The sequence below is a fragment of the Kluyvera ascorbata genome (assembly GCF_023195735.1).
Taxonomy (GTDB): Bacteria; Pseudomonadota; Gammaproteobacteria; order Enterobacterales; family Enterobacteriaceae; genus Kluyvera; species Kluyvera ascorbata.
In genome coordinates this window covers 4,960,590-4,973,400 of the sequence record NZ_CP096201.1, presented here as the reverse complement: position 1 = coordinate 4,973,400, position 12,811 = coordinate 4,960,590, and the positions used below count along the sequence as shown (strand labels likewise).

The following is a 12,811-nucleotide window of genomic DNA, read 5'->3' as shown; positions in this document are numbered from 1 at the left end:
AGACCCTACATGCTGAAAATTCTCTGCGTATGTGGCTGCGGCCTCGGCTCAAGCTTTGCTATTGAAATGACCGCCAAGGCCGTTTTAAAGAAGCTGGAAATTCCGGCACATATTGAACACACCACGGTTTCTGAGGCCGGGGCATTTAAATCTGACATGATTCTGACGCAAAAAACCTTTGCCGATATTCTGACAGCCGATGCCAGCGAAGAAGAGATAAAACGCGTGGTGATATTAAATAAACTGACGGACAAAGATGAGATCGAACAAAAGATTGTCGCGTTTTTAAATGAACGTAATTTACAGGTAGCCGACTATGAATAGCGTCGTTGAGTTTATCGTCAAAGATTTGCTCGGGCAGGCTTCAATACTCATTGCCTTTATTGCGATGCTGGGGCTTATCCTACAGAAAAAATCACCGGGCAAGACGGCTGAGGGCACGTTTAAAACCCTGCTCGGTTTTTTAATCATGATGGCGGGTATCAACATCATTGTGGCTACGCTGACGTTTCTGAATGACATCTTCACTCAGGGCTTTGGTATGAAGGGCTACATTACCGATGTCGCGGCGATTGCCGGTTTGGCCAACCGTGAGTTGGGATCTGAAGTGGCGCTGACCCTGCTGGTGATTTTTGCCGTCAACATCATCATCGCTCGTCTGACGCCGCTGAAATATATCTTCCTGACCGGCCAGGCGCTGCTGTGGATGGCGACTATTGGCGCAGTTATCGGCTATAAAGCCGGGCTGACGGGGCTGCCGCTGATTTTAACCGGTGGGATCTTCGGTGGCGTAATGGCGGTACTGATGCCCGCGCTGGCACAACCGGTGGTTCGGCGTATCACCGGCTCGGATGATGTCGCGTTGGGGCACTTCTGCACCATTGGTTACCTGGTGCAGGCGGCGGTCGCAAAAGTGGTCGGCAAAGGCTCTCGCTCTACGGAAGATCTTGAATTACCGGATAACTTCAAGTTTCTGCAGGACACCTATCTCGCCATGGCGGTGGTGATGGTACCGATGTACCTCATCCCGGCATTGGCGGCAGGCCCGGCGTATATCGGCCAGTTTTCTAACGGGATTAACTACCTGATGTACGCCTTTATGCAGTCCATTCAATTTGTGGCTGGGGTCTTTGTTCTCTATAGCGGTGTGCGCCTGCTGCTCAATGAACTGGTGCCAGCGTTTCGCGGTATTGCGATGCGCATCGTCCCCGACGCCAAGCCGGCGCTGGATTGCCCGGTGCTGTTCCCTTATGCGCCTAACGCAGTGATTGTCGGCTTCATGGCGACCACTGTCGGTTCGATCATCGGCATGCTGGTCTTCCCGATGTTCGGTCTGGCGATGATTCTGCCCGGCCTGCTCACTAACTTTTTTGCGGGCGGCACGGCGGGCGTATTCGGCAATGCGCTGGGAGGTCGTCGCGGGGCGATGATCGGCGGAGTGGTGCACGGACTGTTTATCACCTTCCTGCCCGCCATCCTGGTGCCGATGCTTGAAAGTTACGGCTTTACCGGCGTGACGTTCAGCGATTCGGATGTGATTAGTTCAGGGCTGGTATTAGGACATGCCTTCCAGAATAACTGGTTATTTGTCGCGTTGTTTATTGTCTTTGTCGCCGCACTGGCATGGTTTGTAAACGGTAAATCAGCTAAGCCGAAAGGGGAAAACATTCATGAGTCTGTATAACTTCAACGATATTCTTAAAATTGCCCAGCAGAGAAATTTTAAAGCTATCGGATCGTTTAATTTGCACTGTATTGAAATGCTGCCCGCTTTTTTCAAAGCCGCACAGCAGAGTAATAGCCCGCTAATGATCCAAATCTCCACTGGAACGGCGGAATATCTAGGTTATCGTTTATTAGTCGATGCGGTTAGCTCGCTGGCAGAAAGTGAAAATGTGCCAACCTGCCTGCATCTGGATCACTGCTCAGACATCAGCGCTATTGAAACGGCAATGAACGCCGGGTTCTCGTCGGTTATGTATGACGGTTCCCATCTCAACCTGGAGGAAAATATCGGTAACACGCGCATAGTGGTTGAAATGGCGCGCCCACGCAATATTACCGTGGAAGGTGAACTGGGTGCCATTGGTGGTTCCGAAGACGGCAAAGCCGTTGCGGTAGAGGATATCTGTTTCACCACGGTAGAGGATGCCAAACGCTTCGTCGATGAAACTCGGGTCGATATGCTGGCGGTTTCCGTCGGGACGGTGCATGGGCTGTATACTGGCAAGGCGAAAATACAGCACCAGCGGCTTAAGGAGATTAGCGCGGCTACCGGCGTACCTTTGGTGTTGCATGGTGGCACTGGCGTGAGTGACGAGGATATGCGCCTGGCGGTGACTGAGGGAATTAACAAAGTCAACGTCGGCACAGAAATGAATGTGCAGTGGGTTGATCAATGCAAAACCGCCTTTGAAAAAGGCAAAGTAAATGACAGCGTGCGGAAGTTTTTAATTCCAGCAAATAATGCTGTCACTCATGTATTAATGGAAAAGATCGCTTTATTTAAATAAACATCTCTTTATTACTCGATATTTCGTTACCCTGTTATTCATCAGGGAGGGGATTCGCTATGTTTGACTCATTGAAAACGTTGTGGAAAAAACAAAATACTTCATCGGAAGATTATGATGAGCAGTCGCTTCTGCTGTCGGCTGAAATATCCCGATTAGAAGGTGAATTACAGGGTAACCCGAGTGATGGTGAAATACAGAAAGCATTAATGTTGATTTATAACCGAGCGTTGTCGGTATACGCCAAAAGTAAGACGCATCGACAGGAAATTGACGCACTGTTTATTCGTATCGATGAATTACGCAACATTATTCGCCGTAATATTTAGGGAGTAGGTATGACGATAAAAGAGCTACTCATCGAAGCCGATGCGATTCAGGTTGGTGTCACTGAGTCAGACTGGCAGAAGGTGATCCAGCTAGCGGCCACGCCGCTGATTGAAAACGGCTATATCTCGGCTAATTACGGCCAGGCCGTTATTGAGAACACCCTGAACCACGGCGCGTATTACGTGTTTGACGAAGGGGTTGCCATTCCACATGCGCGCCCTGAGTGCGGCGTGAAGCGGAACTGTTTTAGCCTGGTACTGTTAGAAAAACCGATCCGGTTTGCCGAAAGTGAAGCCGCTGATATTGTCATTATGTTCGGCGCGCAGGACAGTAATGCGCATATTGAAGAGGGGATCCGCGCCATTATCTCGCTGCTTGATAACGATGAGCGCATGGCCAAACTGCGTGCGGCGAACTCGAAAGAGGAGGTCGTGGCGCTGCTATGAAAAGAGATCTTACGGCAAACTGTAAAACTGTCATTCTGGTGAACGGCATACCCGCCTCTGGCAAGAGCACCATTGCCCGGCAGCTTTCTCAGACTTTTGGCCTGCCGCTGCTGACAATCGACGGAATCAAAGAGCCCTTTATGGCGCGCTTTACCGATATCGACCGCCCCTTCAACCGCCAGCTCGGCTGCGCTGCCTACGAGGCTATCTGGTCGATTGTGGGACAGTCTCCGGCGGGCTGTGTCTGGGTAATTGATGCCTGGTTTGGTTTCCAGCCTAAAGAGATGCTGCAGCGATTAGCCCAGGACGCCGGGGTTGGGCGGGTTATCGAAGTCTGGAACCAGATCCCTCCTGAGGTCGCGGTAGCACGCTACGCGCAGCGGTTAGCGCAGCGCTTGCCGGGTCATCCAGGAGAAGAGTATCTACCTGAACTGGCGCTGCTGGCCGAGCGAGCCGAGCCCATGCGTCTGGGGGCCGTGTACTGTGTCGATCAACAGGTGCAGCCCGATATTGGAGAGGTCTGCGACTGGATTGATGCACAGGTGCGATAGCGCCGTAATATTAATCAATTTATTTGAATGATGACAACAAATCCTTCCGCTTTTAGTTGAACGATGTGAGGACTATTATTTATCACATCAAGGCAACACGCCTTACACAAACAATCAACTTAAAGGGTTTATATCATGAAAAGCATCAAAACTTTTGTCGCAGTTATCGCTCTTGCCGCTTCTTTCGGTACTTTCGCAGCTCAGACCGTGACCGCAACCGCCTCTACCATTGACGGTGCAGAAGCGAAAATTGCAGCTCAGGCTGAACAGGCTGGTGCAAGCTCCTACAAAATTACCCAGGCTTATTCCGGTAACCGCGTGCACATGACCGCTGAACTGAACAAATAAGCTTAAGCAACTGTAGAAAGAGCGCCCCAGGGGCGCTTTTTTCGTTTTAGCAGTAGGCCGGATTAGTTGATACCTGCCAGACGCAGCAGTGCGGTAACTACCGCAGCAGCAATAATCACGACGATAAGCGGCGCTTTGCGCCAGGCCAGAAATACCGCAAAACCTACCCCCAGCACGCGCGCCGCACCGGAGAAATGCTCCCCCTCATAAAACGTAGTCGCCAGCGCAACGGAAAAGAGCAGCACCGTGGCGGCATCGGAAAGTAGCGCCTGCGAGCGCTCGGAAAAGGCCAGGCGATTACCCAGCTTCGCGCCGCCAAGACGCATCAGATAGGTCCCCACGGAAAGAATGGCGATTCCGGCGATAAACAGCGTCATGTTACCCATTATTTTTTCCTCGCCAGCAGACCAAACAGTGAGAGCAGAACCGGCAGCCCAACCGGCGCGAACGGTACGGCGGCAAGCGATAGCGCCGCGCCGCTGCAGGCGCGGATAAGCGTGGTGCGATTTTTAAAGGCCGGGATCACCAGCGCCAGCAGAATGGCCGGGAATACGGCATCCAGCCCGATGGTTTCTGGTGCGGGCAATAATCTCCCGACTGCTGCGCCAAAAAGTGCTCCGAGCGGCCAGAAGAGTGCGACGCCAAGACCACAGAGCCAGAAAGCGGCTTTGCGCTGTTCAGGGGTGGGTTGCGATAAGCCAAAGACCACGCTTTCGTCGTTCATGATATGGCAGCCAATAAAACTGGCGGCGCGTTTGCCCACCAGGTCACGCACCGTCACGCCAAAAGGAATATGACGAGCGTTGACTAACAGACCCGCCGCCGCCGCGGCCAACGGGTTTCCGCCGCTGGCAACAATGCCGATAAACATAAATTCTGACGCCCCCGCGAGGACGGAGACCGAGAGCAGCAGCGGTACCCACAGCGGGAAGCCGTACGCCATTGCTAGCGAACCATAAGAGACGCCGACTACGCCGACAGCGAGACAAACAAGAAAGACGGCCTTAATTGTGCTGCCTTTCAGACAGGAGAACATTTTTAATGACATCGAATTTTACCATATCGAACGATATATCCATTATAATGAACGAATCAGTGTGGTAGTTCAAGATGAACGTTTCGTTCGATAAATAAAACGATGGAGTTGTGTATGACACAGCCAATCAGCGTGATTGCTCAAAGCCTGGTGCGTGAGCGCGCAAGAACCGGATTATCTCTGGCCGAAATCGCCCGTCGCGCCGGTATTGCCAAATCAACGCTTTCGCAGCTTGAGGCCGGGAACGGTAACCCTAGCCTGGAAACTTTATGGGCACTTTGTGTCGCGCTGGATATTCCTTTTGCCCGTCTGCTTGAGCCGCAGCCCAACAAAACCCAGGTGATTCGCCGGGGTGAGGGGACGAAGGTGATTGCCGAGCAGGCCAACTATCAGGCCACATTACTCGCGACCTGCCCACCGGGCGCGCGCCGCGATATCTATCTGCTGACGACGCAGCCTGGTGCAGACCGTATCTCGCAGCCGCACCCGCCGGGTTCAATTGAGCATATTATTGTCACGCAGGGCCGAGCACTGGTTGGCCTGACCGCAGCGCCGGAAGAGCTGAATGCGGGCGATTACATCTGCTATCCCGCTGATGAGCCACATCTTTTTAAAGCGCTGGAGCCGGATACGCTGGCGATTCTGGTCGCGGAGCAGAACTGAAAGTGGATAGATGCAGATATATATAATTCTGCATCTATTTTTCAAAATCATAACATCAAAATAATATTTAATTTTTATTTGTTTATATATCTTATATTTTGGATTTATAGTTCATCCTACTATTATTATTTTATCTTCCCTCAATGTTATCTCGCTCACGATCTTTTCATTCCCCTTATTTACGCGCTAAAAATTATTAGCTAGTGTTCGTGTGCCTGCTAAGAAATGTAATTTCTCTTTAGAATGTATTCATTCTGGTAAGGGAATTATAAAAACATTCATCACTATTATATAAGTGCGCATGAAATCTCTTTTGGGGTTTCCAGGTTATTCTTTATTTCAAGGAAAGTGAATAATGAAGAAAACGACATTAGCTGTCGCTATTGGATTATTATTAGTGGCTAATACTAGTTTTGCTAAAACAACGAAAATGACGTTGGAGCAGCGACTGGAACAGTTAGAATCCCGTCTGGAAGCAGCAGAAAATCGGGCCGATCGGGCTGAGCAAAAAGTCCAGGATTTGCAGGTACAGCAGGCCGCTGAAATTAAAGAAATTAAAGCTGCTCAGGGCAATACGCCGGTGAACGGTGAAACGCGAGCTGAAGAAACCAGGAAAAATGCGGCCACACCTAACCTTGTTTTGAGCGGCTATGGCGATCTCAAAATCTACGGTGACGTTGAATTCAATATGGATGGCGAAAGCCGCCGCGGTACGCTGAGCAAACTTAATGAAGATCACTCCATTGGAACATGGGATATGGACGGTCGTATCCTGATTGGTTTTGATGGGATGCGTAAGATGAGTAACGGTCAGTTCGCGGGCTTCTCTATACAACCGTTGGCCGATATGTACGGCACCATGAATCTTGATGATGCGCGCTTCAATTTCGGCCAGGAAAATGACTGGAAAGTGGAAGTCGGTCGTTTCGAAGCTTTCGACATGTTCCCACTGAATCAGGATACCTTTGTCGAGCATTCGGGGAATACTGCGAATGATCTGTATACCGATGGTCAGGGTTACATCTATATGATGAAAGAAGGCCGCGGTCGTTCCGATGCGGGTGGTAACTTCCTGATGAGTAAGCAGGTAGATGACTGGTACTTCGAACTTAACTCGCTGATTGAAGACGGTACTACTCTTTTTTCTGACGGCGATAACGTGAATGTAGACGGTCGTACCTATCACGGTCGTAAGATGGAACAGGATAAAAACGTCGTCTATCTGCGTCCGGTTGTGAACTGGAAGCCAACATCTGAGCTTTCTTTCTCCGCGGCAATGGAATCGAACGTGGTGAACAACGCTTACGGTTATACCAACAGCAAAGGCGAGTTTGTCGATCAGTCTGACCGTACCGGCTATGGTTTAACCATGACCTGGGATACCACTAAAGGTGACCCGGATAATGGCGTTATCTTTAACCTGAACACTGCCTATCTGGACGCCACTAACGAAGATGACTTTACTGCGGCCACTAATATCTGGTGGAAAAATGTTGAAGTGGGTTATATCTACGCACACAATAAAATTAGCGATTTTGCGGGTGTAGTCTGTGATAACAACTGCATTATTCAGGAAGAAGGCACTTACGATATTCATACAGTCCATGCGTCATATTGGATTAAAAACGTAATGAATATGGAGAACTTTAATATTTATCTGGGGACTTATTATTCTAAAATCCAGAGTGATGAAAAAGTCTCCTCTGATGACGATCGCTACGGCGCACGCGTCCGCTTCAAATACTATTTCTAAAAATGAAAAAGGCCTCTGGATACAGAGGCCTTTTTATATGGCACGGTATACAAACCGTTTATTTATTCCAGATAAAACACTTCTTTCAATTCTGCGCTTACCGGGCTGTTATCCGGGTTAGACGGCATCACGTCGGTCATGTGCTTCCACCAACGCTGGCACACCTCGGTGTTCGCCACCGCGTTCCAGCGATCTTCGGACTCAATCTCTACGGTTGCAAACAGCAGGTTACGTTCTTTATCGAGATAAATCGCGTAATGGTGAGCGCCGTGTGCTTTTAGCACGGCTTCCAGCTCCGGCCAGATTGGGCTGTGGCGGCGTTGGTACTCTTCGTGTGCGTTGGCGTTCACCTGCATCACAAAGGCTTTACGGATCATAAGGCCTCCAGGTACAGCTCGCGAACTTCATCGCGGCTGGCGGTACGCGGGTTGCAAGGCGCACATGGGTCGGCCAGCGCTTTATCCAGCCAGCCTTCGATATCAGCTTTGGTCACGCCGAGTTTGCTGAACCCTTCAGGAATGCCCACGCGAGCGCTGAGTTTACGGATGGCGGCGATCGCCTCCATGCTCGCAACTTCATCGCTCATGTTGCGGGTATCAACGCCCATCGCCTGCGCCACGCGAGCAAAGCGCGCTACGGCGTTCGGGCGGTTAAAGTTCTCGATGATTGGCAGCAGAATAGCATTACACACGCCGTGCGGCAGGTTGTGCGTGGCACCCGGCTGATGGGCCAGCGCGTGTACTAATCCCAGACCGGCGCTGTTAAACGCCATGCCCGCCAGATACTGGCCAAATGCCATCTGCTCGCGAGCTTCCAGGTTGTGACCCTCGTCGACGGCTTTCGGCAGCCACAGAGTAATAAGGCGAATGGCTTCGAGCGCGTTGGCATCGGTCAGCGGGTGTGCGCCGACGGAGACATACGCTTCAACCGCGTGAGTCAGCGCGTCCATGCCGGTGGCGGCTGTGACGGAAGCCGGAATATCGAGCATCACGCTGGCATCGTCAACGGCGATGTCAGGAATGATGTTGGAATCGATAATCACCTCTTTCACCTGGCGCGCGGAATCGATGATCACCGCGTTGCTGGTCATTTCTGCGGCAGTACCGGCGGTGGTATTGATCGCCACCAGATGGACGCCCGCATTCAGCACTTTGCCGACGCCAGAGTACGCGGTTGACGGACCAGGGTTGGCGGTCAGGATCTTAATCGCTTTCGCCGTGTCGATTGGACTGCCGCCGCCGAAGGCGATGATGTAGTCACAGTTTTCGGCCTGATAGGCGGCAAAGCCTTTTTGCACCAGCTCTTCGGTTGGGTTCGGGAAAACCTCATCGAACAGGTGATAAGACATTTTATGCTCGTCCAGCGCGGTGAACAGGCTCTCCAGCAGGCCCATTTTCACCAGTTGGCCGTCGGTGACGATCAGCGCTTTTCCCCATTGCTTACCGGCAACCAGGTTGACCATATCACCAATGGCGCCCGCGCCGTGCAGGCTGATTTTTGGCAGTGCTAACATAAAACTCATGGTGTTTCTCCTTAAATACCTAACTTATGAAATCCTGTTTTCCCCTCATCCTGTGGGGTGAGGAGCATCTTTAAATTCGTCTTCGTTGCATCACCCGGCGAGCAATAATCGGCAGTGAAATCACCACGATCAGCATCGCGCCGATGATGATGGACATGACGATGCCGGGGACGTTAAGCAGGCTCAGCCCGAAGGTGACGAGCCCCATCAGAAAGGCGGCGATAATGACGCCGACCATGCTGCCGGAGCCGCCAAGAATGTTGATGCCGCCGAGTACCGCCATGGTCACCACCGCCAGCTCCCAGCCCATCGCAATGGTGGGGCGAGTACTGCCGAGGCGCGAAGTTAGCAGCACCGCCGCCAGGCCAGACATCAGCCCGACCAGCGCGAACAGCAGCAGGTTGTGGCGCTTAACGTTAATCCCCGAAAACCATGCACCGGTGGGGTTATTGCCGATGGCGTAGGTGCGGCGACCAAAGTTGGTTTTGTGCAGCAGGAAGGCAAATGCTGCGGCGAGCACGATAAACAGCGCAAACTCAAACGACAGCGCGCCCCATACGTAGCCCTGGCCGAACCAGGCGAAGCTCTCCGGGTATTTGTTCAGCGCCTTGTCACCGAGCAGAATGTAGGTAATACCGCGATACAGGCTCATCGTGCCGATGGTGATAACGATGGAAGAGAGGTTAAAGCGGGTGACCAGCAGCCCGTTAAACAGCCCGCACAGCAGGCCGACCCCTAGCCCAACGCAAACCAGCAATGGCGTGTCCATTCCAGCGGCGGCGCAGAAGCCCATCAGCGTGGAGCTCAGGGCGATAGTCGAAGCAACCGAAAGGTCAATCTCGCGGGCGATAATCAGCATCGCCATCGGCAGCACGATGATCGCTTTCTCGGTGAAGTTGAAGGTGGCGTCCGACAGGTTCCAGATGTTGAGGAAGTAGGGCGAAGCCAGCGCGTTGCCGACAAACACCAGCAGCGTCACCGCCAGTAAAAAGCCTTCCCAGCACAGCAGACGCTGGAAGAACGACGGCGCAGCGATTTCCGTTTTAATCTCGTCCGGCATCATTATTTTGCTCATGAGCGCACCGCCTGTTTTTGTCGGGCCAGCGCGGCATCGCGCAGGATCAGTCGTCCTTTACGTTTATTGCCGCGTTCGTTCAGCAGGACGGCAATCACAATGACCGCGCCGGAAATGGCCATCTGCCAGAACGGCGAAATACCGATCACCGGCAGGGCGTTGTTGATGATGCCGAGGAACAGCGCGCCGCACAGGCAGCCCACCACGCGCCCGGTGCCGCCCATGGTGCTGATCCCGCCAATCACGCAGGCAGCTACTACCTGAAGTTCGAAGCCGTTAGCGACGTCGACGTAGGCCACGGCAAAGCGCGAGATCCACAAATAGCCGCAGAACCCGGCCAGTGCGCCAGAAAGGCAGAAGCTGACGAACTGCATTTTCCCGGCGTTGATCCCGGTGTAGTAGGCGGCGGTGGCGTTGCCTCCGGCGGTGTAGAGCGCCCGCCCGGTGCGGCTAAAGCGCAGGAAGTAGCCGACCAGCAGCAGCGCAGCCACGGCACACCAGCTTAGTACCGGCAGGCCCAACAGTGAGGCTCGCGGCAGGCCGAGGAAATCGGCGCTCATCTGATGCGAGTTGACCCAGCCGCCGTCGGAGAGCAGGAAGATAATCCCGCGGTAGATGCTCATGGTGCCAAGCGTCACCACAATCGCCGGAATACCGAGCTTCCAGACCAGCAGGCCGTTAATCATGCCCATCACCAGCCCCAGCGCCGTCGCTAGCAGCAGTAACGCCCATACAGGAACGGTCGGATAATGGAAGTTAAGCAGCGCAACGATCATCCCGGTGAGCGCCAGATTGGCGGCCATCGACAGGTCGATGCCTTTGGTTAGCAGCACCATCATCTGTCCCAGCGCGAGGATGATTAGGATGGCGGTATCGTTGAACATTTCCACCAGGTTACCCGGTGAGACGAACGACGGCACGCGGCTGCCGATGGCACCGATCATCAAAATGATGACCGCGGCGAGGAGCGCTTCGCGGTGTTTAAATAAGGATTGCCACATTTATGCTGCCTCCTTCCCCGCGCCGCTGGCGGCACTGACGATGGTTTCCGCGGTGGCTTCACCGGCCTGATATTCCGCGACCATCAGCCCTTCATGCATCACGATAATGCGGTCGGCCATGCCCATCACTTCCGGCAGTTCCGATGACACCATAATCACCGCCAGCCCCTGAGCAACAAGCTCGGACATAAACTGATGCACCGCGGCCTTCGAGCCGATATCGATGCCTTTGGTCGGTTCATCCAGAATGATCACGTCAGGATGAGTTGCCAGCCATTTGCCGATCACCACTTTCTGTTGATTACCGCCGGAGAGAGTCTCCACCGGCTGTCGCCAGCTAAAGGCTTTTACCTGCAATCGTCGGGCGTATTCGTCGGCAAGCTGCCATTCGCGTGCGTCGTTGAGCACGCCGCGCGGGTTGAGTTTGCTCAGCTGCGGCAGGCTAATGTTCTGGGCAATCGGCAGTTCGATAATCGCCCCCTGCTTTTGTCGCTCTTCCGGCACGCAGACGATTCCGGCATTGATGGCATCAGCAGGCTGGCGAAAACGTACCGGTTTGCCGTTCAGCACGATCTCGCCGGACGACGGATGCGACACGCCGGAAAGCGCCTGCATCAGCTCGGTGCGCCCGGCACCGACCAGGCCGTAAAAGCCGAGAATCTCCCCTTTACGCAGGGTGAAGTCGATATGGGCAAATTCGGTCGGGTGGCAAAGGTCTTTGACCTCCAGCACCACGCTGCCTTTTTCGCACGCCACTTTCGGATAGGTTTGCGTGATTGCACGGCCCACCATCATGGCGACCATTCGCTCTTCGGTTATCTCATTGATTGCGCCGGAGCCCACGTATACGCCGTCGCGCAAGATGGTGTAGTGATCCGCGAGCTCAAAAATTTCATCAAACTTGTGCGAGATAAACAGGATGGCTTTGCCTTCCAGCTTCAGACGTTCAACGATTTGATAAAAATCCAGAATCTCGTGCTGGGAGAGGGCAGCGGTGGGCTCGTCGAGGATCACCACCTGCGCCTCAAATGACAACGCGCGCGCGATCGCCACCATGTGGCGCTGGGCGATGCTGAGGGTTTTTAAGATGGCGCGCGGGTCAATCTGCACGTCGAGGCGGGTGAGGATTTCCCGCGCTTTCTGGTGCATCGCAGGCCAGTCGAGCTTTTTCAGCCAGCCCTTATACAGATACTGGCCGACAAAAATATTTTCGGTGACCGAGAGTTCATCGAACAGCACGGTTTCCTGATGAATGGCGGTGATCCCTACCCGGTGCGCGGAGTCCGGCGTGGGCAGGGTAATCGGAATGGCCTTGTAGAGAATCTCGCCCTCTTCGGCCTGATAAATGCCGGTCATCACTTTGACCAGCGTGGACTTGCCCGCGCCGTTTTCACCGATTAACGCGGTGACCTTGCCGGGCCAGAGATCGAGCTGTACGTTTTCAAGCGCGCGCACGCCGGGGAAGACTTTGGTTATCCCCTTAAGCTGCAGCAAAGGTGTAGCCATAATCGTTCTCCATCATTGGGGATTTGTAGGGCAGGTAAGCCATAGCGCACCTGCCGTTTTGCCGGAT

16 protein-coding genes are annotated in these 12,811 nt (G+C 53.2%); 9 read left to right on the top strand and 7 right to left on the bottom strand.

What is annotated here, in order from left to right:
- The first annotated feature begins 9 nt into the window (after positions 1 to 9).
- The 7 genes from MY052_RS23755 (at position 10) to MY052_RS23725 (ending at position 4,188) form a co-directional block, all read left to right on the top strand.
- Entirely contained in the window at positions 10 to 324 is a 315-nt protein-coding gene (locus MY052_RS23755) for a PTS sugar transporter subunit IIB (RefSeq protein WP_185668838.1), read from the top strand.
- Positions 317 to 1,684, top strand: coding sequence for a PTS sugar transporter subunit IIC (locus tag MY052_RS23750; RefSeq protein WP_248537968.1), 1,368 nt, complete (start codon positions 317 to 319; stop codon positions 1,682 to 1,684). The genes MY052_RS23755 and MY052_RS23750 overlap by 8 nt, the downstream gene beginning before the upstream one ends.
- The gene (locus MY052_RS23745) at positions 1,671 to 2,513 is read left to right on the top strand and encodes a class II fructose-bisphosphate aldolase (RefSeq protein WP_248537967.1); all 843 of its coding nucleotides are present in this window, start codon (positions 1,671 to 1,673) and stop codon (positions 2,511 to 2,513) included. Before MY052_RS23750 ends, MY052_RS23745 begins: the two co-directional genes overlap by 14 nt.
- A 59-nt stretch (positions 2,514 to 2,572) precedes the next feature.
- Complete coding sequence (locus tag MY052_RS23740; protein ID WP_248537966.1) at positions 2,573 to 2,842, top strand: hypothetical protein; 270 nt, start codon at positions 2,573 to 2,575, stop codon at positions 2,840 to 2,842.
- A 9-nt stretch (positions 2,843 to 2,851) separates the two neighbouring features.
- On the top strand, positions 2,852 to 3,289 hold the full coding sequence (locus tag MY052_RS23735; RefSeq protein WP_202216866.1) for a PTS sugar transporter subunit IIA: 438 nt from the start codon (positions 2,852 to 2,854) through the stop codon (positions 3,287 to 3,289).
- Positions 3,286 to 3,840, top strand: coding sequence for a P-loop nucleotide/nucleoside kinase family protein (locus MY052_RS23730; protein WP_202216865.1), 555 nt, complete (start codon positions 3,286 to 3,288; stop codon positions 3,838 to 3,840). Before MY052_RS23735 ends, MY052_RS23730 begins: the two co-directional genes overlap by 4 nt.
- 135 nt (positions 3,841 to 3,975) lie before the next feature.
- Positions 3,976 to 4,188, top strand: coding sequence for a YdgH/BhsA/McbA family protein (locus MY052_RS23725; RefSeq protein ID WP_035892326.1), 213 nt, complete (start codon positions 3,976 to 3,978; stop codon positions 4,186 to 4,188).
- A gap of 62 nt (positions 4,189 to 4,250) precedes the next feature.
- Here MY052_RS23725 and MY052_RS23720 read toward each other — a convergent pair whose 3' ends face one another.
- Both MY052_RS23720 and MY052_RS23715 read right to left on the bottom strand, forming a co-directional pair.
- Positions 4,251 to 4,574, bottom strand: coding sequence for an AzlD domain-containing protein (locus MY052_RS23720; RefSeq protein ID WP_035892330.1), 324 nt, complete (start codon positions 4,572 to 4,574; stop codon positions 4,251 to 4,253).
- The gene (locus tag MY052_RS23715; RefSeq protein ID WP_115074394.1) at positions 4,574 to 5,224 is read right to left on the bottom strand and encodes an AzlC family ABC transporter permease; all 651 of its coding nucleotides are present in this window, start codon (positions 5,222 to 5,224) and stop codon (positions 4,574 to 4,576) included. Before MY052_RS23715 ends, MY052_RS23720 begins: the two co-directional genes overlap by 1 nt.
- Positions 5,225 to 5,338: 114 nt before the next feature.
- On the opposite strand from MY052_RS23715, the gene MY052_RS23710 reads away from it, so the two are divergent.
- Both MY052_RS23710 and MY052_RS23705 read left to right on the top strand, forming a co-directional pair.
- A complete protein-coding gene (locus MY052_RS23710; protein WP_248537965.1) occupies positions 5,339 to 5,887 on the top strand; it encodes a helix-turn-helix domain-containing protein in 549 nt (182 codons plus the stop codon).
- 355 nt (positions 5,888 to 6,242) lie between these two features.
- A complete protein-coding gene (locus MY052_RS23705) occupies positions 6,243 to 7,640 on the top strand; it encodes a carbohydrate porin (protein WP_248537964.1) in 1,398 nt (465 codons plus the stop codon).
- A 62-nt stretch (positions 7,641 to 7,702) separates the two neighbouring features.
- Here the strand turns inward: MY052_RS23705 and rhaM are convergent, their stop codons facing one another.
- The 5 genes from rhaM to MY052_RS23680 form a co-directional block, all read right to left on the bottom strand.
- Positions 7,703 to 8,017 carry an L-rhamnose mutarotase gene (rhaM, locus tag MY052_RS23700; protein ID WP_035892333.1) on the bottom strand — a complete coding sequence of 105 codons (315 nt, stop codon included), beginning with the start codon at positions 8,015 to 8,017 and terminating at the stop codon, positions 7,703 to 7,705.
- On the bottom strand, positions 8,014 to 9,162 hold the full coding sequence (gene fucO, locus MY052_RS23695; RefSeq protein ID WP_115073660.1) for a lactaldehyde reductase: 1,149 nt from the start codon (positions 9,160 to 9,162) through the stop codon (positions 8,014 to 8,016). The genes rhaM and fucO overlap by 4 nt, the downstream gene beginning before the upstream one ends.
- A gap of 70 nt (positions 9,163 to 9,232) precedes the next feature.
- A complete protein-coding gene (locus tag MY052_RS23690; RefSeq protein WP_248537963.1) occupies positions 9,233 to 10,237 on the bottom strand; it encodes an ABC transporter permease in 1,005 nt (334 codons plus the stop codon).
- Complete coding sequence (locus MY052_RS23685; RefSeq protein ID WP_202216861.1) at positions 10,234 to 11,238, bottom strand: ABC transporter permease; 1,005 nt, start codon at positions 11,236 to 11,238, stop codon at positions 10,234 to 10,236. Before MY052_RS23685 ends, MY052_RS23690 begins: the two co-directional genes overlap by 4 nt.
- Positions 11,239 to 12,744, bottom strand: a complete 1,506-nt coding sequence (locus MY052_RS23680) for a sugar ABC transporter ATP-binding protein (RefSeq protein WP_248537962.1) — start codon at positions 12,742 to 12,744, stop codon at positions 11,239 to 11,241.
- Positions 12,745 to 12,811: the final 67 nt, after the last annotated feature.

Bases quoted from the DNA above. Each gene is read 5' to 3' on its own strand.
- MY052_RS23755 (WP_185668838.1), top strand. From the start codon at position 10: ATGCTGAAAATTCTCTGCGTATGTGGCTGCGGCCTCGGCTCAAGCTTT.
- MY052_RS23740 (WP_248537966.1), top strand. From the start codon at position 2,573: ATGTTTGACTCATTGAAAACGTTGTGGAAAAAACAAAATACTTCATCG.
- MY052_RS23730 (WP_202216865.1), top strand. From the start codon at position 3,286: ATGAAAAGAGATCTTACGGCAAACTGTAAAACTGTCATTCTGGTGAAC.
- MY052_RS23705 (WP_248537964.1), top strand. From the start codon at position 6,243: ATGAAGAAAACGACATTAGCTGTCGCTATTGGATTATTATTAGTGGCT.
- MY052_RS23685 (WP_202216861.1), bottom strand. From the start codon at position 11,238: ATGTGGCAATCCTTATTTAAACACCGCGAAGCGCTCCTCGCCGCGGTC.
- MY052_RS23720 (WP_035892330.1), bottom strand. From the start codon at position 4,574: ATGGGTAACATGACGCTGTTTATCGCCGGAATCGCCATTCTTTCCGTG.
- MY052_RS23680 (WP_248537962.1), bottom strand. From the start codon at position 12,744: ATGGCTACACCTTTGCTGCAGCTTAAGGGGATAACCAAAGTCTTCCCC.
- MY052_RS23715 (WP_115074394.1), bottom strand. From the start codon at position 5,224: ATGTTCTCCTGTCTGAAAGGCAGCACAATTAAGGCCGTCTTTCTTGTT.
- MY052_RS23710 (WP_248537965.1), top strand. From the start codon at position 5,339: ATGACACAGCCAATCAGCGTGATTGCTCAAAGCCTGGTGCGTGAGCGC.
- fucO (WP_115073660.1), bottom strand. From the start codon at position 9,162: ATGAGTTTTATGTTAGCACTGCCAAAAATCAGCCTGCACGGCGCGGGC.
- MY052_RS23750 (WP_248537968.1), top strand. From the start codon at position 317: ATGAATAGCGTCGTTGAGTTTATCGTCAAAGATTTGCTCGGGCAGGCT.
- MY052_RS23735 (WP_202216866.1), top strand. From the start codon at position 2,852: ATGACGATAAAAGAGCTACTCATCGAAGCCGATGCGATTCAGGTTGGT.
- MY052_RS23725 (WP_035892326.1), top strand. From the start codon at position 3,976: ATGAAAAGCATCAAAACTTTTGTCGCAGTTATCGCTCTTGCCGCTTCT.
- MY052_RS23745 (WP_248537967.1), top strand. From the start codon at position 1,671: ATGAGTCTGTATAACTTCAACGATATTCTTAAAATTGCCCAGCAGAGA.
- MY052_RS23690 (WP_248537963.1), bottom strand. From the start codon at position 10,237: ATGAGCAAAATAATGATGCCGGACGAGATTAAAACGGAAATCGCTGCG.
- rhaM (WP_035892333.1), bottom strand. From the start codon at position 8,017: ATGATCCGTAAAGCCTTTGTGATGCAGGTGAACGCCAACGCACACGAA.